Source organism: Dactylosporangium vinaceum, from assembly GCF_019904175.1.
Classification (GTDB): domain Bacteria; phylum Actinomycetota; class Actinomycetes; order Mycobacteriales; family Micromonosporaceae; genus Dactylosporangium; species Dactylosporangium vinaceum.
The window spans coordinates 6,564,949-6,586,666 of the sequence record NZ_CP061913.1; the positions used below are offsets into that span (position 1 = coordinate 6,564,949).

Annotated in this window: 21 protein-coding genes; 10 read left to right on the plus strand and 11 right to left on the minus strand. The window is 73.2% G+C overall.

Annotated features, from left to right (window positions below; all coding sequences use genetic code 11):
* Positions 1-102 precede the first annotated feature (102 nt).
* From Dvina_RS29540 to Dvina_RS29565, 6 genes are all read left to right on the plus strand, one after another.
* On the plus strand, positions 103-1,617 hold the full coding sequence (locus Dvina_RS29540) for a serine/threonine-protein kinase (RefSeq protein WP_223092598.1): 1,515 nt from the start codon (positions 103-105) through the stop codon (positions 1,615-1,617).
* 66 nt (positions 1,618-1,683) lie between these two features.
* Positions 1,684-2,496 carry a hypothetical protein gene (locus Dvina_RS29545; RefSeq protein WP_223092599.1) on the plus strand — a complete coding sequence of 271 codons (813 nt, stop codon included), beginning with the start codon at positions 1,684-1,686 and terminating at the stop codon, positions 2,494-2,496.
* 174 nt (positions 2,497-2,670) lie between these two features.
* Positions 2,671-3,336 (plus strand): class F sortase, encoded by a 666-nt coding sequence (locus Dvina_RS29550; RefSeq protein ID WP_223092600.1) that lies wholly within the window; start codon positions 2,671-2,673, stop codon positions 3,334-3,336.
* 33 nt (positions 3,337-3,369) lie between these two features.
* Positions 3,370-3,858 (plus strand): hypothetical protein, encoded by a 489-nt coding sequence (locus Dvina_RS29555; RefSeq protein ID WP_223092601.1) that lies wholly within the window; start codon positions 3,370-3,372, stop codon positions 3,856-3,858.
* A 19-nt stretch (positions 3,859-3,877) separates the two neighbouring features.
* A complete protein-coding gene (locus tag Dvina_RS29560) occupies positions 3,878-4,639 on the plus strand; it encodes a MerR family transcriptional regulator (RefSeq protein WP_223092602.1) in 762 nt (253 codons plus the stop codon).
* Positions 4,640-4,861: 222 nt separating this feature from the next.
* On the plus strand, positions 4,862-5,431 hold the full coding sequence (locus Dvina_RS29565) for a hypothetical protein (RefSeq protein WP_223092603.1): 570 nt from the start codon (positions 4,862-4,864) through the stop codon (positions 5,429-5,431).
* A gap of 91 nt (positions 5,432-5,522) precedes the next feature.
* On the opposite strand, the gene Dvina_RS29570 is transcribed toward Dvina_RS29565, so the two are convergent.
* Positions 5,523-6,104, minus strand: a complete 582-nt coding sequence (locus tag Dvina_RS29570; protein WP_223092604.1) for a hypothetical protein — start codon at positions 6,102-6,104, stop codon at positions 5,523-5,525.
* Between the two features lie 20 nt (positions 6,105-6,124).
* Positions 6,125-7,267, minus strand: coding sequence for a zinc-dependent alcohol dehydrogenase (locus Dvina_RS29575; RefSeq protein ID WP_223092605.1), 1,143 nt, complete (start codon positions 7,265-7,267; stop codon positions 6,125-6,127).
* 196 nt (positions 7,268-7,463) lie between these two features.
* On the opposite strand from Dvina_RS29575, the gene Dvina_RS29580 reads away from it, so the two are divergent.
* Complete coding sequence (locus tag Dvina_RS29580) at positions 7,464-8,024, plus strand: hypothetical protein (RefSeq protein ID WP_223092606.1); 561 nt, start codon at positions 7,464-7,466, stop codon at positions 8,022-8,024.
* An 18-nt stretch (positions 8,025-8,042) separates the two neighbouring features.
* On the opposite strand, the gene Dvina_RS55330 is transcribed toward Dvina_RS29580, so the two are convergent.
* Positions 8,043-9,218, minus strand: a complete 1,176-nt coding sequence (locus Dvina_RS55330; RefSeq protein ID WP_223092607.1) for a chitosanase — start codon at positions 9,216-9,218, stop codon at positions 8,043-8,045.
* Positions 9,219-9,333: 115 nt separating this feature from the next.
* Between Dvina_RS55330 and Dvina_RS29590 the strand changes: the two genes are divergently transcribed.
* Together Dvina_RS29590 and Dvina_RS29595 are read left to right on the plus strand one after the other, a co-directional pair.
* Positions 9,334-10,704, plus strand: a complete 1,371-nt coding sequence (locus tag Dvina_RS29590; protein ID WP_223092608.1) for a TrpB-like pyridoxal phosphate-dependent enzyme — start codon at positions 9,334-9,336, stop codon at positions 10,702-10,704.
* Positions 10,705-10,809: 105 nt separating this feature from the next.
* The gene (locus Dvina_RS29595; RefSeq protein ID WP_223092609.1) at positions 10,810-11,091 is read left to right on the plus strand and encodes a GlsB/YeaQ/YmgE family stress response membrane protein; all 282 of its coding nucleotides are present in this window, start codon (positions 10,810-10,812) and stop codon (positions 11,089-11,091) included.
* Positions 11,092-11,173: 82 nt separating this feature from the next.
* On the opposite strand, the gene Dvina_RS29600 is transcribed toward Dvina_RS29595, so the two are convergent.
* From Dvina_RS29600 to Dvina_RS29635, 8 genes are all read right to left on the minus strand, one after another.
* A complete protein-coding gene (locus Dvina_RS29600; RefSeq protein ID WP_223092610.1) occupies positions 11,174-13,177 on the minus strand; it encodes a hypothetical protein in 2,004 nt (667 codons plus the stop codon).
* Positions 13,104-14,243, minus strand: coding sequence for a glycoside hydrolase family 130 protein (locus Dvina_RS29605; RefSeq protein ID WP_223092611.1), 1,140 nt, complete (start codon positions 14,241-14,243; stop codon positions 13,104-13,106). The genes Dvina_RS29600 and Dvina_RS29605 overlap by 74 nt, the downstream gene beginning before the upstream one ends.
* A 1-nt stretch (position 14,244) precedes the next feature.
* A complete protein-coding gene (locus Dvina_RS29610; protein ID WP_223092612.1) occupies positions 14,245-15,105 on the minus strand; it encodes a carbohydrate ABC transporter permease in 861 nt (286 codons plus the stop codon).
* A 2-nt stretch (positions 15,106-15,107) separates the two neighbouring features.
* The gene (locus Dvina_RS29615) at positions 15,108-16,046 is read right to left on the minus strand and encodes a carbohydrate ABC transporter permease (RefSeq protein ID WP_223092613.1); all 939 of its coding nucleotides are present in this window, start codon (positions 16,044-16,046) and stop codon (positions 15,108-15,110) included.
* On the minus strand, positions 16,043-17,329 hold the full coding sequence (locus Dvina_RS29620; protein ID WP_223092614.1) for an extracellular solute-binding protein: 1,287 nt from the start codon (positions 17,327-17,329) through the stop codon (positions 16,043-16,045). The genes Dvina_RS29615 and Dvina_RS29620 overlap by 4 nt, the downstream gene beginning before the upstream one ends.
* Positions 17,330-17,340: 11 nt before the next feature.
* Entirely contained in the window at positions 17,341-18,369 is a 1,029-nt protein-coding gene (locus Dvina_RS29625; RefSeq protein WP_223092615.1) for a LacI family DNA-binding transcriptional regulator, read from the minus strand.
* 238 nt (positions 18,370-18,607) lie between these two features.
* A complete protein-coding gene (locus Dvina_RS29630) occupies positions 18,608-19,477 on the minus strand; it encodes a S1 family peptidase (RefSeq protein ID WP_223092616.1) in 870 nt (289 codons plus the stop codon).
* A 537-nt stretch (positions 19,478-20,014) separates the two neighbouring features.
* Positions 20,015-20,701, minus strand: a complete 687-nt coding sequence (locus Dvina_RS29635) for a DUF6081 family protein (protein WP_246655399.1) — start codon at positions 20,699-20,701, stop codon at positions 20,015-20,017.
* Positions 20,702-20,803: 102 nt separating this feature from the next.
* Between Dvina_RS29635 and Dvina_RS29640 the strand changes: the two genes are divergently transcribed.
* Positions 20,804-21,682, plus strand: a complete 879-nt coding sequence (locus tag Dvina_RS29640) for a helix-turn-helix domain-containing protein (RefSeq protein ID WP_246655400.1) — start codon at positions 20,804-20,806, stop codon at positions 21,680-21,682.
* Positions 21,683-21,718 lie beyond the last annotated feature (36 nt).

Here is a 21,718-nt window from a genome sequence, read left to right on the forward strand (position 1 = left end):
GAGGGGTCACCGGGCCCCTCCGACCGGACCGGGCATCCGGCGCCCGGGAAACCGGCACCGCCGCGCACCCATCCGGTCGCGGTGCGGCTCCGAATCCCGGATATGGCAGTGGACGGCGGGGTGGAGGAGGGGGTCGTCGCCGGGCGGTACCGGCTGCTGCGGCTCGTGGGCCGCGGTGGCATGGGACGGGTCTGGCAGGCCCACGACGAGGTGCTCGACCGGCAGGTCGCGGTCAAGGAGATCCTGCCGATCGCCGGGGTGGCGCCCGGGCGGACCGACATCTGGGAGCGCACGATCCGGGAGGCCCGCACCGCCGCGCGGCTGCGGCACCCGAACCTGGTCCGGGTCTACGACGTGCACTTCACCGAGGGGCGGCCGTGGATCGTCATGGAGTACGTCGAGGGGCGTTCCCTGCACGCGACCGTGCGTGACGACGGGCCGCTGGCGGTCGCGGAGGCGGCGAAGGTCGGGCTGGCGCTGCTCGACGGGCTGAGCGCGGCCCACGCCGCCGGGGTGCTGCACCGCGATGTGACGCCGCGTAACGTCCTGCTCACGCCGGACGGGCAGGTGCTGCTCGGGGACTTCGGCGTGGCGGTCTTCGCCGAGGAGAGCTTCCGCGCCAATACGACCCGTGAGGACGTGCTGCTCGCCTCGCCCGCGTACGTCGCGCCGGAGCGGGTGACGGCCGGCGAGTCGAGCCCGGGCACTGACCTGTGGTCGCTCGGGGCCACGCTGTACCTGGCCGTCGAGGGCCGGCCGCCCTACACCCGGCCGAGCCCGGTCGAGCAGCTGACCGCGCTGATGCGCGAGCCACCCGACGTGATGCTGCGGGCCGGGGCCCTGGAGCCGGCCGTCCTGGGACTGCTGCGCCGCGACCCGGGCGACCGGCTGCGCGCGGCGAAGGCCCGCGCGCTGCTGGAGGCGGCGCTGACCGGGACACCACCGCGCGCCGCGGCGCCCATCGCGGCCCGGAAGCTCGTCGTGGCCGGGGCGGCCGCACTGATCGTCGGCGTGGGCGGGGTCGGTGCCTGGGCGGCGGCCCGCCCGGACGGCGGCGGCAACGTCACGGTGGCCGCGTCGCCGGCCCCGGCCTCGCCGGCCCCGGCGCCGGACGTCTTCCCGGCCCCGCTGCGGTGCACCGCGCTGCGCGACGCCGCGCCCGGCCGGCAAGCCACAGGCCTGCCGGACGGGTGGCTGCGCCACGACCTCGACGGGTTCAGCACGCCGGCGCCGGCAACCTTCACGCGCGCGTCCGCCGGGCCGGTCGCGTGCTTCCTCGACGCCGACGGGCGGCAGGGCTTCACCGTCGACCCGACGGCGCCGCCGGACGCGGACCGGGTGGCGTACTGGACCGACCAGGAACGGCAGCTGCTCGCCGGAGCGTCAGCGCCCGCGGGATACCGGCGCATCGCCATCAGCGTCGCGCTCTATCAGCAGGGGGCGGCCGACTGGGAGTACACCTTCGACGAGCACGGCACCCGCTGGCACACGCTGCGCCGCAACTTCGGCACCGCCGCCGGCCACGGGTTCGTCGTCTCCTGGACCGCGCCCGACGCCGGCTGGGACAGCGCGCTCGACGGTCTGCGGACGGTCTTCGGCGGGTTCGAACCACACTGAACCCATCCGATCGGGTGACAGCACCGAATCACTCCTGTCACAGCACCCACCGAACGGAGACCCCTCATGCAGTACAGACGAGCCGCTCTCGCGGTCCTGCCCATCGCGGCGGTCGCGCTGGCCATGCCGCTCGTGGCGCCCGCACCCGCCTTCGCGGCCGAGTCGGTCTCGGTGGACCTCCAGGAGATGGGCAACACCGGCGCGAAGGGCAGCGCGACGCTCACCCCGATGGCCAACGGCGACCTGAAGATCTCGATCCACTCGACCGGGATGACGCCGAACTCGCCACACGCCCAGCACCTGCACGGCTCCGCCGGTGGCATGGACTTCCACTGCCCGTCGATGGCCCAGGACGTGAACCACAACGGGTACATCAGCGTCGAGGAGGGCCTGCCGATGTACGGCGACATCTTCGTCTCCCTCACCACCTCCGGCGACACCACCAAGGCCAGCGGGCTCGCGGTCGACCGCTTCCCCACGGCCGACGCCAAGGGCAACCTCGCCTACGAGCGCACGATCCCGGCCGCACAGCTGCCGGCCGGCACGATCGAGCACATCAAGGACCTGCACATCGTCCAGCACGGCATCGACGCGAACAACAACGGCAAGTACGACATCGGGGCGCTCGGCGAGTCGACGTTCGCCAAGTCGCTCGGCGTGCCGAACATCCCGGAGGAGGCGACGGACGTCGCGACCTGCGGCATGGTGGCCGGCGCGGCCGCGGGCTCGGTCCCGGCGGGCGGCGTCAACACCGGCGACGGCTCGTCGCTGGCCCAGCCCGGCCCGGACCCGGCGCTGATCTACTCGGTCGGCGGCGGCGCGGTGCTCGGCAGCCTCGGGCTGGCCCTCTACCGCCGGCGCAAGGCAGCGCAGGCATGAGCGGTACGGAGCGAAGCGGAGTGGCCGCTCATCAGTGTTACAGCTCGGAGCTCAGGCCGGCGCCGGAGCTTGCGGAGGCGACGGCATGAGCGGTACGGAGCGAAGCGGAGTGGCCGCTCATCAGTGTTACAGCTCGGAGCTCAGGCCGGCGCCGGAGCTTGCGGAGGCGACGGCATGAACCGACGGGCCGCTGTCGCCGCTGTCACGTCGGTCACCGCGGCCCTGCTGGTGGCGGGGTGCTCAGCCCCGCCACCGGCTCCGGCCCCGGCGGGTGCGGCCCCGGCGGCGAGCTCCTCCGCGCCCGCACCCGCGGCGAGCCGGGGCGGCGAGCTGACGACGGGCCCCCTGATGGCGTCCTCGCCGCCGGTCTCCGTGAGCATCCCGCGACTCGGCGTGACGAGCACCCTCATCGACCTGGCCACCCAGCCCGACGGCACCATGCAGGTGCCGGACGACGCGAGCACCGTCGGCTGGTTCACCGGTGCGCCCACCCCGGGTGCGCTGGGCCCGGCCGTCCTCGCCGGCCACGTCGACTGGAAGGGCACGAAGGGCGCCTTCTACCACCTGTCGACGCTTGCCCCCGGTGACGAGGTCACCGTGGCCCGCCTGGACGGCAGCCGGGCGGTCTTCGGGGTGACGCGGGTGGAGAAGTACCCCAAGGATCAGTTCCCGACCCAGGCCGTCTACGGCCCGGTCGACCACGCCGCCCTCCGCCTGATCACCTGCGGGGGCGAGTTCGACTCGGCCACCGGGCACTACCGCGACAACATCGTCGCGTTCGCCGACCTGCGCCAGGCCGACCCGGGCCCGGCGCCACAACCGTCCTGGCCGGCCTCTTGACCCTTACGCGGCGTGAGGCGCCACGGTGGGGTCGTGGCCGAATTCTTCAACGCCTTCGAGATGAGCCCCGTCCCGCCGCCCGGGCCCGACGCCGTCGCGCCCGAGCCGTTCCGGGGCATCTACGGCATGCCCGCGTTCGTGACGATCCCGTCGGACGACCTGCCCGGGTCGGTCGCGTTCTGGACGCGCCGGCTCGGCTTCTTCGAGCTGTTCAGCGTGCCCGGCACGCTTGTGCACCTGCGGCGGTGGGCGTTCCAGGACGTCCTGCTCGTCGCGGCGGACGGCGTGCCGGCGCAGGCTCCGGCGATCACCTGCAATTTCGCATGTGTACTGCCCCAGGTCGACGAGATCGCGGAGGCCGTCGGCGCGCGGCCGAAGGACACACCCTGGAACACTCGTGACGTCGAGGTGATCACGCCCGAGCGGGCCCGGATCGTGTTCACCGCGGCCAGACCGCTCGACCCGGCCAGTCAGGAGGCCCGCAACCTTGCCGCCATCGGGATCAGCCCACCCGGCGCCTGACGGGCTCACCGTCGGGCAGGTGTCCGCCCGGCTCGGCGTGACCGTGCGGGCCCTGCACCACTGGGACGACATCGGCCTCGCGCCACCGTCCGGGCGCACCACCGGCGGATACCGGCTCTACACGGCGGACGACCTGGAGCGGCTGGAGCGCGTCGTCGCCTACCGCGAGACCGGCCTCGGGCTCGACCGCATCCGGGCGGTCCTCGACGACCCGGCCGCCGACGTGCCACGGGCACTGCGCGACCAGCGCGAGCAGGTCGCCCAGCGGATCGCCCGCCTGGAGCAGCTCGCCGCCGGGCTGGACCGGATGATCGACGCCCACGACCGCGGCCCGCTGCTCAGCCCCGAGGAGCAGGCGGAGATCTTCGGGCCGGGGTGGAGCCCGGAGCGCACCGCCCAGGCCCGGCAGCGCTACGGCGATACGCAGCAGTGGCGGCAGTTCGCCGAGCGCTCCGCCGCCCGCACCCCGCAGGAGTGGCAGGCCGTCGCCGCCGCCGTCACCGCGCTCGACGGGGCTCTGGCCGCCGCGATGGACGCCGGTGTCACTCCCGGCAGCCCGGCCGCCGACGCGCTCGTCGAGCGGCACCGCGCGGTGTTCGGCGCCTACTTCACCCTGACCCGGCCGATGCAGGTGTGCCTCGCCCGCCGCTACGAGCGCGACCCGGACTTCGCCGCGCACTACGACGGTGTGCGCCCCGGGCTGGCCGCCTGGTTTCGCCGGGCCGTCGATGCCAGCGCCCGCGCCCATGGCATCGACCCCGACACCGCCACCTGGGAGTAGCCCGGCCGGCGGCGTCAGGCGATGCCCGGGCCCACCTCGTGGATGCTCGCGTGGCGCTCGACGGCGCCTGGGGCGCGACGGCACGGTGGTGTGCCGCGCCGGGCGACGCTCCGGCTCCTGACCGGCCGCCGATGCGGATCGCACCCGGCCACGGAGTTTCAGGACGCGAGCACCGGTTAGTCGGTCCGGCGACAACCGACGCGGTGGGAAGGGCGACGGGTCATGGGTGAGCGGGACACGGTACTGCGGTCGATGCACGATGCGGGCCTGGCGGCCTGGTTCGGCGGTTCGTTGATGGGCGCTGTCGGCCTGAACGGTGCCGCGGCGAAGGTCGAGGACCCGCGGGAGCGGCTGGCGGTCTCCTCGGTCGGCTGGGACCGGTGGGCGCCGGTGAACCTGGCCGCCATCGGCAGCCATCTCGTCGGCGCGGCCGGCATCCTCGTGGGCGAGCGGGGACGGCTGGCCGGGCAGCGCGGCGCCGGCACGATGAGCGCGGTGAAGACGGCGCTGACCGTCGCCGCGCTGGGTGCCACCGCCTACAGCCGCAAGCTCGGCCTGCAGCTGGAGAACGCGGCGACCGTACCGGTGGAAGGCGTGACCGAACCGTCGGCGCAGACCCCACCGGCGGTGCGGGCGGTGCAGCGCCGCCAGCGAGTCGCGCAGTGGACCGTGCCGGCCCTGACCGGCGCGCTCATCGCCGTGACAGCGCTCGCCGGGGAGCAGCAGAAGCCGCGGTCGGTGGCCCGCGGTGTCGCCCGCCGGATCCGGGGAGTGCTCAACCCGGTGACCTGAGTGACGCACGTGGCGCACGGCCCGCCGCGGTGATCCCGGCGGGCCGTGCGGCCTGCGGACCCGGCGGCTTCTCAGGCGGTCGAGGCCCGGACTAGGAGCGGCGCGCCGAGGACCGGCGGCGGGCGGCGCGGGCCAGGCCGTAGACGGCGAGCCCGCCCAGCACCCACGGCGCCGCCTGGACCAGCGCGTCGAGCGGCTGGTGCACGACGTCAGTGCGGCCCTGCCGCAGCCGCGAGCCGAGCCCGCGGTGCGTGAGCTCGCTGCGCAGGCCGGTCGGGAGGACGGGGTCGGGGTGCCCGCGCAGCGCGGAACGCACGCGGCTCTCGGCGACGTCGACCCGGTCCGCGGCGAGCAGCAGCAGCCAGTGCGCGGCCCGCGCTTCGCTGTAGCGGCGGTACGCGAGCCGGCGCATCGCCCCGGAGACGCCCCGCGGCGGGCAACTGGTGCCGAAGACCGGCGGCAGGATCGCGTGCTCGATCGAGCGCTCCCGGGGCCACCGCTCCACCTGCCGCTCCGGGAAGTCCCACCCAGCACCGCTCAGGCCCGGGTCGAACTTCTCCCGCGGTACAGACGGACGGTCTTTGGGGTTGAGGTCGGCACCCCAGCCCGGAATCCGGGCGCGCAGCGCCTCGCTGGACTCGGCGAGGGGCGGCTTCTCGGCGGTGTACGTCATCAGGTCCTCCGGCGCGGGATTCAGTTCGCCACGATGAGTGGCTTGATGCACCCGTCGAGCTTGGCCGAGAAGATGTGGTACCCCTCGGCGATGTGCTCCAGCGGGATGCGGTGCGTGACGATGTCGCTCGGGTTGAGGTATCCGTTGCGAATGTGCTCGAACAGCCGCGGCCACTGCCGCTTCACCGGACACTGGTTCATGCGCAGGGTGAGGCCCTTGTTCATGGCGTCACCGAACTTCACCGCGCTGAACATCGGCCCGTAGGCGCCCATCACCGAGACGGTGCCGCCCTTGCGAACCGCGTCGATCGCCCAGTTGAGCGCGACGGGCGAGCCGCCCTGCAGCTTGAGTTTGGCCGCGGTCACGTGCTGCAGCAGGTTGCCGTCGGCCTCCGCGCCCACCGCGTCGATGACGACGTCGGCGCCGAGGTGGCCGGTGGCCCGCTTGAGGAACACGACGATGTCGTCGTGCTCGGCGAAGTTGACCGTCTCGGCCTGCGCGAAGGAACGGGCCTTCTCCAGCCGGTACTCGAGATGGTCCACGACGATCACCCGCCCGGCGCCCATCAGCCAGGCCGACTTCGCCGCGTAGAGACCGACCGGACCGGCACCGAACACGACCACCACGTCACCCTCGACGATGTCGCCGAGCTGCGCACCGAAGTAGCCGGTGGCCAGCGCGTCGGTGAGCAGGACGGCGGTGTCGTCGTCCATCCAGTCCGGGACGAGGCTGGGGCCGACGTCGGCCAGCGGGACCCGCACGAACTCGGCCTGCCCGCCGTCGTACCCGCCGCACGTGTGCGAGTAGCCGTAGATCCCGCCGACCGCTGTGGCGTTGGGGTTGACGTTGTGGCAGTTGGCGTACAGGCCGCGGGCGCAGAAGAAGCACGAGCCGCAGAACACGTTGAAGGGCACCATCACCCGGTCGCCCACCGCGAGGTTGCGCACCGACGGACCGACCTCGTCGACAACGCCGACGAACTCGTGGCCGAACGTCATGCCGACCCGGGTGTCGGGCATCATCCCGTGGTACAGGTGCAGGTCCGATCCGCAGATGGCGGCGCGGGTGACCCGGACGATGGCGTCGTTCGGGTGCTCGATCACCGGCCGGTCCTTCTCCTCCAGCCGCACCCGATACGGGCCCCGGTAGACCATCGCGTGCATGTCCGTGCCTCCTGGCGATGTGCGAGCTGACCCCGTCGAACGGCCGCTACCCGCCGCGACGCCCGTCAAACAGCGCCATCCCCCATCGGCCACTACGCCCTGAAGAGATAGAACGATCGGTCTTGACAATCGTCGGAACACGCATCATTGTTCTCTGACAGAGAACGGTCGTTCTACCCCTCCGGGAGGAACCAGCATGAGCACCACCGTGGCCCCGTCGGGCCTCGCCACCACCGCGTCCGTCCTGCGGCGGCTGTACTTCGTCCGCTTCGGGTTCGCCATCCTCTGGGCGCTCGTGATGATCCCCCTCGCCGGGCACCTCAACCCGTTCACCGCCACCCTCCTGGTGATCTACCCCCTGTTCGACGTGGCCGCCGCGATCGTCGACGCGCGCGCGTCCCGGGCCACCGGATCGCCGGTCCTGCTGTACGTGAACGTCGCCATCAGCCTCCTCGCCGCGGCCGGGCTCGCCGTCGCCGCCGGCTCCGGCATCCCCGCGGTCCTGCGCGTCTGGGGTGCCTGGGCCGTCGTGGCCGGCCTGGTCCAGCTCGCCGTCGGCGTCACCCGCCGCCGGATGGGCGGCCAGTGGCCGATGATCATCAGCGGCGGCATCTCCGTGCTCGCCGGCGCCTCGTTCATCGCCGGTGCCGCGGCCGACGACCCCGCCCTGACCAATGCCGTGGGCTACGCGATTCCCGGCGCCGTCTTCTTCCTCATCGCCGCCATCCGCCTCGGCCGCACCGCGAAGGCCGGCTGACGCGGCCACCGCCGCCACTCAGGCGGCGATGGTGTACGGGTCGCCGTAGACCTTCCAGGACAGCGGCAGGCGCAGGTCGAGGTTGCCCGCGCTGAGGAAGGCGCGCTGGGCGGTGTCGACGCGGCTGGTGTCGCTGTGGGCCTCCTCGGTGCGCATGGCGGCGACCCGGGCGTCGAGGAAGGCGTTGAGGTAGGCGGTCTCGTCGCCGCCCTGGGCCGGGGGCTTGACCTTGGCCAGGGCGGCCCTGCGGATGCCGCCGAAGCTGGAGGCGTCATCGCCCGGGCCGTGCATGACGTACGCGTCGAAGTACGCGAACTGGCCCAGCGCTCGCAGGCCGTCCGCCTTGGCCTGGGCGAGCGCCGGGTTGAGGTACACCCGGTTGCGCTCGTCGTCCTGGGCCTTCTGGAACGCCGGGTCGGCGGCGGCGCGCTTCCAGTCGTCCTCGAAGGCGTCGCCGAGGCCGGTGTGCGCGGCGGTGCCGTTGACACTGCGCAGCGCCGGCAGGTACTTCGCCAGGGCGTTGCCGGGGACGGCGGCGGCATAGGCCTCGACGACCTCCAGCATGTCGCCGGTGCCGGAGCAGAAGCCGATGATCCCGCCCGTGTACCCGCGCCCGTCGCCGATGTCCTCGATGTACCCGTACTGTGCGCGCCAGTCGAGGCTGGAGTTCTCGGCCGAGGAGACCAGCTGCATGGCGACGTCGACCGAGAGCGCCGAGGCGGGAGCCGGCGCCGACTCCGCCCGGTGGCCGAAGACCTCCAGCTCGCCCAGCGCGAGGCCCTTCGCGGTGCGGGGTGTCGCGGTCAGGCGCACGAAGCGCGCGCTGCCCCGCACGCCGGTCAGGTCGTCGGTGCGGCCGTCGCCGGCGCCGGTGGCGTACAGCGGCGTCCAGGTGCTGCCGTCGGCCGAGGCGTCGAGGCGGTACACCTTGGCGAAGTTGGTGGCCCAGGACAGCCGGATGCGGCTCACCGCGGTCACGGCCCCGAGGTCGACGCGCAGCCACTGCGCCGCACGGCCCGCGGTCGTCCACCTGGTCGCGGTCCGGCCGTCGACGGCGCTCGTCGCCGCGCCGGCCGACGCGGCCGCCGCCCGGCCCCTGGACACGACGGCGTCCGCCGCGTATGCGCTCGGCGCGGCGAGCGCCACCCCCGCGAGCACCGCCGCGACCCCTGCCACGCTGCGCCGTACCGCCATGCCGTGCACCACCCGTCAGTCGGAAAACCGGTCGGCAGCCCATCGGCACGCCCGGACGTGCGCATGATGGCGGCAACCGCCCCGCTCCCGCCCCGCGACCGGTTTGAATGGGTGCATGCACAACGACGCGACGACGAAGATCCTGCTGTCCGAATCCGAGATGCCCCGCCGCTGGTACAACCTCGTCCCGGACCTGCCCACCCCGCCGCCCCCGGTGCTCCACCCGGGCACGCTGCAGCCCGTCGGCCCCGAGGATCTGGCGCCACTGTTCCCGATGGCGCTCATCGAGCAGGAGGTGACATCGCAGCGGTACGTCGACATCCCCGACGCGGTCCTCGACGTCTACCGGCTCTGGCGCCCGTCGCCGCTGTTCCGCGCCCACCGCCTCGAGCGCGCCCTGGGCACACCGGCCCGGATCTACTACAAGTACGAGGGCGTGTCCCCGGCCGGCTCCCACAAGCCGAACACGGCGGTGCCGCAGGCGTACTACAACGCCGTCGCGGGCATCCGCCGGCTCACCACCGAGACCGGCGCCGGGCAGTGGGGCACCGCGCTCGCGTTCGCCTGCGCCCAGTTCGACATCGCGTGCGAGGTGTGGCAGGTGCGGGCCTCGTACGACCAGAAGCCGTACCGGAAGCTGATGATCGAGACGTTCGGCGGGCTCATCCACCCCTCCCCGTCCGAGCTGACTGCGGCCGGGCGGGCGGTCCTGGCCGAGCACCCCGACTCCCCCGGCTCGCTCGGCATCGCCATCAGCGAGGCGGTCGAGGTCGCCGCGCAGCACGCCGACACGAACTACGCGCTCGGCAGCGTCCTCAACCACGTGCTGCTGCACCAGACGATCATCGGCGAGGAGGCGCTGCTCCAGTTGGCGAAGGTGGATGCGGTGCCGGACGTCATCGTCGGCTGCACCGGCGGCGGCTCCAACTTCGGCGGGCTCGCGTTCCCGTTCCTGCGCGAGAAGCTGGCCGGCACCATGAACCCCGTCATCCGCGCGGTCGAGCCGGCCTCGTGCCCGTCGCTGACCCGGGGGGTGTACGCGTACGACTTCGGCGACACCGCCGGCATGACCCCGCTCATGAAGATGCACACGCTCGGCCACGACTTCATCCCCGACCCGATCCACGCCGGCGGCCTGCGCTATCACGGCATGAGCCCGCTCATCAGCCACGTCTACGAGCTGGGTCTGATCGAGGCGGTCGCGAAGACCCAGCGCGAGTGCTTCGAGGCCGGTGTCCGCTTCGCCCGCACCGAGGGCATCGTCCCGGCCCCCGAGCCCACGCACGCCCTGGCCGCCTGCATCGAGGAGGCGCTGCGCTGCCGGGACACGGGCGAGGAGAAGGTCATCCTGACCGCGCTGTGCGGCCACGGCCACCTCGACCTGCCCGCATACGGCCGCTATCTCGCCGGGGACATGGAGGACCGCGAGCTGTCCGATGAGACCCTGGCCGCGGCCACCGCCGCCCTGCCCCGGGTGCCCGCCTGACACTGCGGTGACGCGCGAGGTGCGGGGTGTTTGCGGTCCCGGCGGTTGGGGCAGACCTGTTGTCGGCGGCGATCCCGTCGCCGCTGGGTCTCCTGGAGGAACACCATGACCGTCACCGGAATCATCACTGCGCTGATCGTTGGTCTGATCATCGGCGCGCTCGGCCGCCTGGTGGTCCCGGGCCGGCAGAACCTGCCGATCTGGCTGACAATGGTCATCGGCGTCGTCGCGGCCATCATCGGCACGTTCATCGCCAACGCGATCGGCGTCTCCACCGACACCCCCGGCGTGGACTGGGGCGAGCTGCTCGTCCAGGTCATCGTCGCCGCGATCGGCGTGGCCGCCACCGTCGCCATCATGGGCCGGGGCCGCAGCAGCGCCCTCTGACCACACCGCCGCACGGGCGGCGCCAGCGTGTCACCGAGGTCCCCGGCCACTGCGGCCGGGGACCTTCGTGTGCGGCGCCGCCTTAGCGCTGGATGACGGTGAAGCCGCCGGGCAGCACCACCGCCCGCACCGTGCTGCCCGGGGCGGTGCTGCGTCCGCGCAGCGCTCCCGTGTCGTCGTAGGTCTCGACCACGGCGGCGCCCGCACCGGGCACCGCGATCGTCGCCGGCTGCGCCGTACGGGCCGCGCTGTGCAGCAGGACCGTCGTGTGCCCGGCGCCGGTGATGACGTACCGGGACACCAGCGGCTCGAGCATGACCGCGTCGAGCACCGCGTCGCCCCCGGACGCCGTGGCGACGAGGTCGGTCGGCCCGGCCGGCAGCTCGGCGCCGAGCGTGACCGGCAGCAGCGCGCCGGGCGCGGGTGAGGCGCCCTGCGGGCCGATCCGGCCGTGCTGCACCGTGCCCAGCGGCCGGTCCGCGCTCGACCAGCGGGTGACCGCGGCGCTGCCGGGCTGGAGCTCGACGATCGGCAGGACCAGCCGCGGCTGATCCGCGGCGGGCAGCCGGAAGCGCACCGACGAGCCGGTGGGCAGCCGCACGTAGGCGCCGTTGCTGTACTGCGACTCCCCGGTCCACGCCGACGGCGGGGTGACCACGGTGGCACCGCCGCTCAGCGTGGCCTGCTCGGCCTCCACCGTCGCCGAGCCGACCCGCTCCGCGATGCGGCCCTGCCGGGCCAGCGCGGCCACCTGCGGGTCGGCGTCCAGGGCCAGCATGCTCAGCAGCCCGTGGATCGTCGACTCGGCACCGGCGTTGCGGTTCACGGTGCCGTCTCCGGCGATGCCGTCGACGGTCCGCCCCGTTGCCGGGTCGTACGCCGCGGTGCCGGCCGCGTTGGCGCCGAAGTACCAGGCGGCCAGGATGCCGGCGAGGCGCCGCAGCCCGTCGCGCCCGGTCGTGGCGGCCACGGCGAGCAGCGACTGGAGCCGGGAGTCGACGCCGTAGGCGATCTGGCTGCGGTCGATGCGGGCCGGGAGACGTCCGTTGTCGGGGCCCCCGGAGGTGAGCAGCCACGGCGTGAACACGGCCGCGTCGGTCACCGCCGGGCCGGCCAGGCGGGCGTCGCCGAGGACCCGGGCCGCCCGGGCCAGCGCGGCGGGCATCTGCGAGGCCCAGGCGTGCCAGTCCGACAGCGACAGTGCCCACGGCCGGACGGCGCCGAACGGCCAGGTGCGGGCGTCGCCGTCGGCGAGCGCGGCGATGCCCTCGGCGAACTGCCGCAGCGCCCGGCGGGCCGGTTCGCCGCCGCCGGCTTCGACGTAGGCGGCCAGGCCCAGGACGGCCTCGGCGGTGGCGTCGGCGCCGTCGACGATGAGCCAGGCCGGGGTGCGCTTCCCGTCGATCGTCTGCCAGGTGCCGTACCGCCGCAGCACCTGGCGGTTCAGCGCGGAGACGGCGAGGTCGAGGCGCTGGCGCAGGAACTGCGCGAAGTCCCCGTCGGCGCTGCGCCACGCGGCGTAGCCCTCGCCGAGCGCCCACACGGTCCGGGCGAGCCAGTACGACGGGCCGCTGTCGGACGGGTCCGGCGAGTCCGGCGGGTCGGCGCTCGGGTTGAGCGTGCCGTCGGACTGCATCCAGAGGATGACGTTGCCGGCGTCGGGCCCCGTCGCCGTCTGGAAGTAGGTCAGGCCGCGCAGCAGCGCGTAGGAGGCCGCCCGGCTGGCCGCGGCGCCGGTCTGCCGCCAGTGCCGCAGGTACACCACCGCGGCCCGGGCGATGTCGTCGGAGTTGAACGCGCCCTGGCCGTAGATGCCGGTCGCCGGGTCGTAGGCCCCTCCCCCGATGCGCCGGTAGGTGCCGTCCGCGTTCGGCTCCGCGTAGGTCCACAGCACCCCGACTTCGGGTGTGCGGTCGAGCCGGTAGGTGGTGTGCCCGTCCAGTGCGGGCACGGTCACGGTGTCGCGCAGGAAGTCCAGGTGCGCGAGGTTTGTCAGCCGGGCCGGACGGGCCTCAGCCGGTGCTGCGCTCAGCAGCGGGGCGCTCAGCGCCAGCCCGCTGCCGAGCAATACGGATCGGCGTTTCATGGCTCACTCCTTCGGTGACGCGGTCCAGCCGAGCGACGCCGATCCGGGCGTCGGCCATGCCGTAGAAGACATAGCGGACGCCGTCGACCTCCTCGATGGCGGTGGGGAAGACGACGTTGGAGACAGTGCCGTGCCGCTCGTCGTCGGTCTCGGGGACGAAGACGGGCTCCGGGGTCCGGTCCAGGACGCGGCCGGGGTCCTCGGGGTCGAGCAGCATCGCCCCGGCGGTGTACGTGGCCCGCTGCCCCACGGGGTCGAAGCCGGGCGGGATGTATCCGGCGACCCCGTGGTGGATGAGCAGCCAGCCCTCCGGCACCCGCACCGGCGGCGGGCCGGCGCCGATCTTGAGGGCCTCGTAGTCGAACTGCGGCAGGGCGACGCAGCGGTGGGCCCGCGGCCGGGCCAGTGCGCCGAGGTCGGCCTCGGCCTCCGCGGCCGGGACGTAGGAGATCCAGATCCCGGGCCGCTCATCGGCGACGCCCGCCGGAAGGTGTACCCCCTCACCCGGGCGGAACCAGCCGAGATCCCACATCGGACGGTGCAGCATCGCGTAGCTCGGCCGGCCGTCGGGGCCCGGCACCGGCTCGGGGAAGAAGACCGCGTCCTTGTTGGGGAACAGGTTCAGGTCGGTGTCCAGGCCCGGCTGGTAGGCGAACTGCACGGGCCCGAGCCGCTGCCACGTGCGCAGATCGGCCGAGACCGCCAGGGCCAGGCGCGGGCCGAGCGGGCCGTAGGCCACGTAGGTCATCAGGTGCCGGCCCAGGCGCGGCACCCAGGTCGTGCGCGGATCCTCGACGCCGGCGTTGTGCAGGCCGCGCTCCCAGCCCTCGTCCGGGGCCAGCACGACACCCTCGCGGCGCACACCGATGGGGACGCCGTCGCGCAGCTCGACGGCGGCCAGGCCGACCCGCGACACGTTGCCGGGCGCGACCATGCGCGGGAGGAGGTACAGCCGCCCGTCCGGGGCGCGGCCGCTGGCCGGGTTCAGCACGCCCTCGGCCTCGAACGGCTCGGCGGGGTCGGGCGCCATCACCAGCCCGAGGCGGGTCATCGTGTAGGGAACCATGTCAACCTTTCACACCGGAGCTGATATCGGTGGAGACGAACTGCCGCTGGAAGGCGATGAACAGGGCGACCGCCGGGGCGGCCAGCACGCACGCGCCGGCGAGGATCGCACCGAACGGGTTCGCCGCCCGGGCCGACACGTTGCTGATGTAGTTGGCCAGCGAGACGGCGAGCGGCTGCATGCTCGCGTCCTTCGTGATCAGGAACGGCCAGAGGAACTCGTTCCACGGGCCGATGAACGTCAGCAGTACCGCGGTCAGCAGCGCCGGGCGCACCAGCGGCAGCGCGACCGACCAGAGGATCCGCAGCTCCCCCGCACCGTCGAGGCGGGCCGCCGCGAACAGGTCGTCGGGCAGCTGGAGGAAGAACTGGCGGAAGATGAACACCGCCGTGGTGTTGATGGCGAAGGGCAGGATCATGCCCAGGTACGAGTCGGCCAGGCCGTAGCCGCGCACGATCAGGACGTACAGCGGAATCAGCAGCAGTTGGAACGGGATCACCTGGATCAGCAGCACGAGGCCGAACAGCGCCCCGCGGCCCCGGAACTGCAGGCGGGCGAGGGCGTATCCGGCGAGCACGCCGAACACCACGGTGCCGAGCAGCACGCCGCCGGTGAAGATGCCGGAGTTGAGCAGCGAGCGCAGCAGGTCGACCCGGGAGTTGATGTCGGCGTAGTTGTGCAGCGTCAGCCCGGCGGACGGGATCGCCCCGGCGACCGAGGTGTCCGGCTCCGCCTGCAGCGAGCCGATCAGCATGTAGTAGAACGGGAACAGGAACACCAGCGCACCGAGGAACAGCACGCCGTACCGCAGCAGGGAACGGGCCCGGGTCATGCTCGCTGCGCTGCGCACCGGAGCGGTCATTGTCAGTCCCTCTCGATGAAGCGGCGGCTGATGTAGGAGACGATCAGCACGCCGATGACCAGCAGCACGCCGAGGGCCGCGGCGAAGTCCGGCTCGCCCTGCTGCAGGCCGCGCTGGTACATCACGAGGACCGGCGACGCGGAGGCGCCGTTGGGGCCGCCGCCGCCGGTGAGCAGGTACGGCTCGGTGAAGAGGTTGCCGCCGGTGATCAGGGCCAGGATGACCACGAGGGCCGTCGCCGGGCGGACCGCCGGCACGGTCACCGACCAGAACCGCTGCCACGCCGAGGCGCCGTCGACGGACGCCGCCTCGTAGAGCTCCTTCGGCACGTTCTGCAGCGCGGCGAGGTACAGCAGGATGAAGAACCCGAGCTGCTTCCACGTCACGAACACCGCGATGACAGGCATCGCCAGGTGCTCGTTGACGAGCCACGACGGGTCCGGCGCGAGCGGGCCGAGGACCTTGTTGACCAGGCCGCCGGAGCTGAACAGGAACAGCCACACCCCGACGACGGCGACGCTCGCCGTCACGTACGGCACGTAGAACGCGACCCGCAGGAACGTGCGGGCGTGCACGGCCCGGTTGAGCGCGTTGGCCAGCACCAGCGCGAGCGCGGTGGTGAGCGGCACGTTGATGACCAGGAAGATCAGGATGTTCCAGAACGCCTGGCGCACCCCCGGGTCGCCGAGCACGGCCCGGTAGTTGTCGAGGCCGACGAACGGGGTGTCGACGACGGCGCCCGGGGCGGCGAAGAAGTAGTCGTGGAAGCTCATCCAGATCGCGAACCCGAGCGGGTAGGCGAAGATGACGGCGATGTAGACGGCGTACGGCGCGGCCAGGATCATGCCCACCGGGTGGCGGCCGAGCACCGCCGCCACCCGGTTCTGTGAGCCTCGGACCTTGCCGCCCGCGCCACCGTCGGCGCGAGCGGCGGCCGTCATGATCCGCTGGCCAGCTGGTTGACCTTCGACTCGGCGCCGGCGAACGCGTCGTTCACCGGCTGCTTACCGAAGATCACCGACTGGGAGTAGGCGTCGCGGAACGTCTGCCAGATCGCGACGGAGTTCGGCACGTTCGGCACCTCGACGGTGCGGCCGGCCTGCGCGGCGAACTGGGTGTAGGCCGGGTTCTTGGTGAAGTAGTCCGGGTACGCGGCCTGCAGGTCGGTGCGCAGCGGCATCTGCCCGGTCTTGTTCAGCAGCTCGCCGTCCTGCTCCTTGCTGGTGGCGAACTTCATGACCTCCCACGCGGTGGCCCGGTTCTTGCAGGCGCTGTACATGGCGACGTTCTTGGCGTCACTGAAGGTCTTGATCTGCTCGGCCGGCTTGGCCGTCGAGGTCGGCACCGGCACCGCGCCCCACTTCACCTTGCTGCCGTAGACCGAGATCGCCCACGGGCCGACGATCGCCATGGCCGCCTTCTGGTCGGCGAACGAGTCGCCGTTGTAGGCCTCCTTGGGCGCCAGGCCCTCGTCGTAGAGGGTCTTCCAGAACGCGGCGACCTTCTGCCCCTCCGGGCTGTTGAACTGCGCCTTGCCGTTGTCCACCAGCTGCTTGCCCCCGGTCTCGGCGGCGAAGAGCGGGTAGAAGTCGAACCAGGGCTGGAAGAACTCGCTCGACGGCGCGGGGTAGATCGCGGCCGGGGCGGCGCCGCTGGACTTGATCTTCCGGGCGGCGGCGAGGAAGTCGTCGTAGGTGGACAGGGCGGGCTTCTCCGGGTCGAGACCGGCCTTCGCGAACAGATCCTTGTTGTAGAAGATCATGACCGGGTTCGACTTCCACGGCAGCTGATAGAACTTGCCGTCGGGCGACTTGTACTGCTCGGCGGTGGTACCGGTCCGGTCGCTGATGTACTTCGCGGCGCCGTCGAAGCTGTCCAGCGGTACCAGACCGCCTTGCTTCTGGAAGCCCGGCACCGCGGCGGGCGACGTGTTGAAGATCAGGCACGGTGCGTTGCCGGCCGTGATGGCGGCCCCGATGACCTCCTCGGAGGTCTTGCCGGCCGGAATCTCCTGGGCGGTGATCTTCTGGTCGGCGTGGGCGCCGTTCCACTGCTCGACCATGGCCTTGCCCCAGGCCAGCTCCTCCGGGTTGTTGGACAGCCAGATGGTGATCTCGCCTTTGGCCGCGTTGGCCTGGGAGGCGTCGCCGCCACCCTGGCCGTCACAGCCGGCGGCGAGGACGAGCGCGAGCGGTAAGAGGGCGGCGGGGAGGATGCGCTTCATTGCGACTCCGTTCAATGTGTGGCAGGTGCCGGCGCGGTCGAGCCCCGGACGATGAGCGCGGCCGGCGGGACGGCCACGTCGTCGACCGGATCACCGGCGATGAGACTCAGCAGGGTGTCGGCCGCCAGCCGGCCCCACAGGTACGGGTCCGTGCTGACGGTGGTGAGTGGCGGGGCGACGTATCCGGACAGTTCGGTGTTGTCGAAGCCGGTGAACGACAGCTGGGACGGCACGGCGATGCCGTACTCCAGCGCGACGGACAGCCCGGCGATGGCCATCAGATCGTTGGCACAGACGATGGCTGTCGGCGGTTCGGCGAGGTCGAGCAGCGCGCGGGTCGCCCGGGCGCCGCCGGCGGCCGAGAAGTCGGCCTCCACGACGGCGGTGGCGCCGAGCCCGGCGTCGGCGAGGGCGTCCTCGAACGCGCGGCGGCGGGTCCACCCGTGCAGGAACCGGGCCGGCCCGGCGATGTGCGCGATGCGCCGGTGCCCGAGCTCGACCAGGTGGCGCACGGCGGCGGCGATCCCCGGCCGGTCGTCGACGAGCACCGCCGGGCAGTCGCTCGGCCCGTCCGGCCGCGCAATCGTGACGGCCGGCAGCGCCAGCTCGCGCAGCAGCGCGATGCGCGGCTCCTCGACACGCAGGTCGAGCAGGAACACCCCGTCCACCCGCCCGTCCCCGGCGAGCCTGCGGTATCCGGCCTCCTCCTCGGCGTCCGGCACCACCTGCAGCACCAGGGCCTGCCCGGCGTCGGACAGCGTGCGCTCGACACCGGCGATGAAGGCCGGGAAGAACGGGTCGGCGCCGAGCAGCTCGGGCTCCCGGGCGAGCACGAGCCCGACCGCGAACGCCCGCGAGGCGGACAGCGCCCGCGCCTGGTGACTGGGCGTCCAGCCGAGCGCCTCAGCCGCCTCGAGCACTCGCTGCCGCGTCTCCTCGGCGACCCCGGCCCGCCCGTTGAGCGTGAACGAGACGGTCCCCTTGGAGACCCCGGCCGCGGCCGCGACATCCCGGATCGTCGGCCGCCCGACCTTCGTCATCTCGCCCACCACCCGTCTCGGCTGAACCGGTTTGATCGGACACTAAACCGGTTTGAACGGGCGCGCATGTCGAGCAGATCAACTGACCGAAACATCCACATACATACGGATGGTCACGAGCGTCCATATCGACGCCGGGCCACCCGGGCGAGCCGGCGCGGCCTCGACACGGCGCGGCGCCGGCGGCTTGGGAGCCGCCGGCGCCGGGCCGTGCTGGTGGATCAGCCGTGCCGGTGGATCAGTAGATGGTGACGCCGTAGGCGTTCGCGGCCTCGCGCACCGGCTGGAAGAACGTGGTGCCGCCGCTGGAGCAGTTGCCGCTGCCGCCGGAGGTGAGGCCCAGCGCCTTCGTGCCGTCGTAGAGCGGGCCGCCGGAGTCGCCGCCCTCGGCGCACACAGTGGTCTGGATGAGGCCGCTGACCGTGCCGCCGGGGGTGCCGGAGTAGCGGACCGTGGCGTTGAGCGCGGTGACGCGGCCCGTGTGCGTGCCGGTGGTCGAGCCGCGGCGGGTGACGTTCTCACCGACGAACGCGTCGGCGACCGTGAAGCCGCCCGGGTGAGCCAGGGCGGTGTTCTGGTAGCGCACGATCGCGTAGTCGTTGCCGGGGAAGCTGGCGCCGGTCACGGGGCCGATGAGGGTCGAGTGACTGGAGTTGGTGTACCAGGTGCTGGCCGAGACGCCGCAGTGCCCGGCGGTCAGCAGGTAGTAGGTGCTGCCGCTGCGGGCGTTGAAGCCCAGCGAGCAGCGGTACTGGCCGCCGTAGATGGCGTCGCCCGCCGCCAGCAGCGGGCTGAACGTGCCGGCGGTGCGCTCGATGCGCAGGGCCCGGGAGTTCGCCTTGCCCGCGCGCTGCAGCGTCGCGAGTTCCGTGCCGTCGACACTGCTGTCGGCGGTGACGACGACCTGACCGGTCGCGGCGTCGGTGTACCAGGCGATGCCGTCGACGCCGGTGAGGCTGACGGCGTCGCTGATCGCGGTGAGGGCCGCGGGGCCGGCGACCGGGGCGGCGGTAGCCACACCGGCCGACGAGACGAACACACCGGCGGCGACGGCGGCCGCGGCGGCGATGCCGGCGATGCGGCGAGGGAGGTTGGGGGTACTGCTCACTGACGTCTCCTTGTGGGGTCGACGACCGAGATTGGGGTACGTCGAGCCTCATCCATCGTCAGGCGTAAATCAATAGCTGCCGCCAAGACGGCACAAATCCCATGTATTTGGACATGGGCCCACCGACTTCCGGACCTCGTACGGAAGCAGCCGGATTCACTTCGGTCGATCCCAGTAGAGCACGGTCCGGCGCCGGCCGCACTCGCCTCGACGGCACTGTCCGACCCGGACCACGACCGCCGGGCGGATCGGCCCTGACCGCAGCGCCGATAGTGCGGTCCCGGCATCGTTTCCGATGCCGGGACCGCGCGGCCGGTGTGTGGTCGCCTCGCGGCGAGTGGCGCGACGCGGCTCCAGCCGAACGGTATTCCGCGCCGGCATTTCCAGATGCGGCCCGGGGACACATCACACCGGCAGTCGGCACAACCACGGCACCCGCGCGGGTATTCCGCCTCCCGCGCGTTTCGTGCGCAGGACCCGATCCGACCCTCCGGCCGGGGCTGGGCGCGCCGCGCGGCCCGGCCGTGGACGCCTGGCCTAGGCGTGGTAGCGGAAGTGCCGCCACGAGGCGCGGGCGCCCTGGCCCTGCGCGGAGCTGCGGCCGCCGCCGATGGGCAGCAGCGTGAAGAGGCCGAAGCCGATGGTGACGGCGGCCGGCAGGTCGCTCAGACCGCTCGCCTCGTGCAGCAGCCGGCCGCCGGCGGTCCAGGCGACGTGGCCGCGGGAGCGGTCGAGCTCGACGGCGACGGCGTGGAAGCCGGGGCCGCCCACGCCGGCCAGCGGGTCGTCGACGACGCGGGTGAACGGGGCCGCCACGCCCGGGTAGGGCAGCTCCTCGTGCTCGGCGAAGAGCCGGTCCGCGGTCGCCAGGATGTTGAAGACCTTGCCCGTCGACGGCTCGACGACGATGAACGCGGCGATGCCGAGGCGGTAGTCGCCCGACCCGCCGCCGATGTGGTCGACCGCCAGCTCGGCCTCGAACCGGGCCGGGCCGCTCGGCGGGAGCGCGAACGTGCGGGTCGAGAACATGACGTGCTTGGTGTTGTCGAGGCTCTGGTCGTGCGGGTCGGCGTTGGTGAACGCCGCGACGTCGACGGTCACCGCGCCGCCGGCCACGGTGGTGACGGCGCCGGGCTCCACGCGGGGGCCGCCCATGTCCAGCGGTGCCCACAGCGACGCGTCGAGCTGCGGGCCGGTCAGGTTGTCGTACGGTTCGGTCGGCATGCGGTCAACGGTCGTCCGCGTCCGCGGCGGGGGCCAGGGACCGCTCGACGGTGGGACGGGCAATACCACCCTGGCGGCCCTGGGCTGGGCGACAATGGGGCGATGGCGACACCGCACACCGGCCTGGCCGCGACGATCCGGGCCTGGCGCGAGCGCCTGGCGCCGGCCGCGGCGGGGCTGCCGGCGCGGCACGGGCGCCGGACCACGGGGCTGCGCCGCGAGGAGCTGGCCGACCTGGCCGGGCTGTCCGTCGACTACGTCGTGCGCCTGGAGCAGGGCCGGGCGACGAGGCCGTCGGCCCAGGTCGCGGGCGCGCTGGCCCGGGCACTGCAGCTGACGTCGGCGGAGCGCGACCACCTGTACCGGCTGGCCGGGCTGCTGCCGCCGGCCGCCGACCGCATCAGCGACCACATCCCGCCCGGGGTGCAGCGGGTGGTCACCCGGCTGCCGGACGCGGCCATCGCCGTCTTCGCCGCCGACTGGCAGCTGATCTGGTGGAACCGGGCCTGGGCGGCGGTGCTCGGCGACCCGTCGGCCGCGCCGCCGCACCTGCGCAACTTCGCCCGCGACACGTTCCCGGTCGGCGGCAGCCGGCTGTGGCTGTCGTACTGGCCCGTGACCTCGCTCGCCGCGGACGCCACGGCCGCGGCCGTCGTCTCCGACCTGCGCCGCGCCAGCGGGCGGTTCCCCGGCGACCCGCGCCTGGCCGCGCTGCTGCGCGACCTGACACAGGGCAACCAGCGCTTCGCCGCGGCCTGGGCCGCCGGCGGCGTCAACGCGCACCGCGAGGACCGCAAGGTCATCGATCACCCGTCGGTGGGCCCGATCACCATCGACTGCGACGTCCTCAGCGACGGCGAGGCCGAGCTCAAGATCGTCATCCTCTCGGCCGAGCCCGGCTCGCCGGACGAGACGAAGCTCCGCCTCGCCACGCTGGCGGGCGTCACCCTCGCGGACCACCACGCGCCGAGCGCCCAGTAGCGCCCGGCAGCGCTCAGCGCCTCCGCAACACCGGCC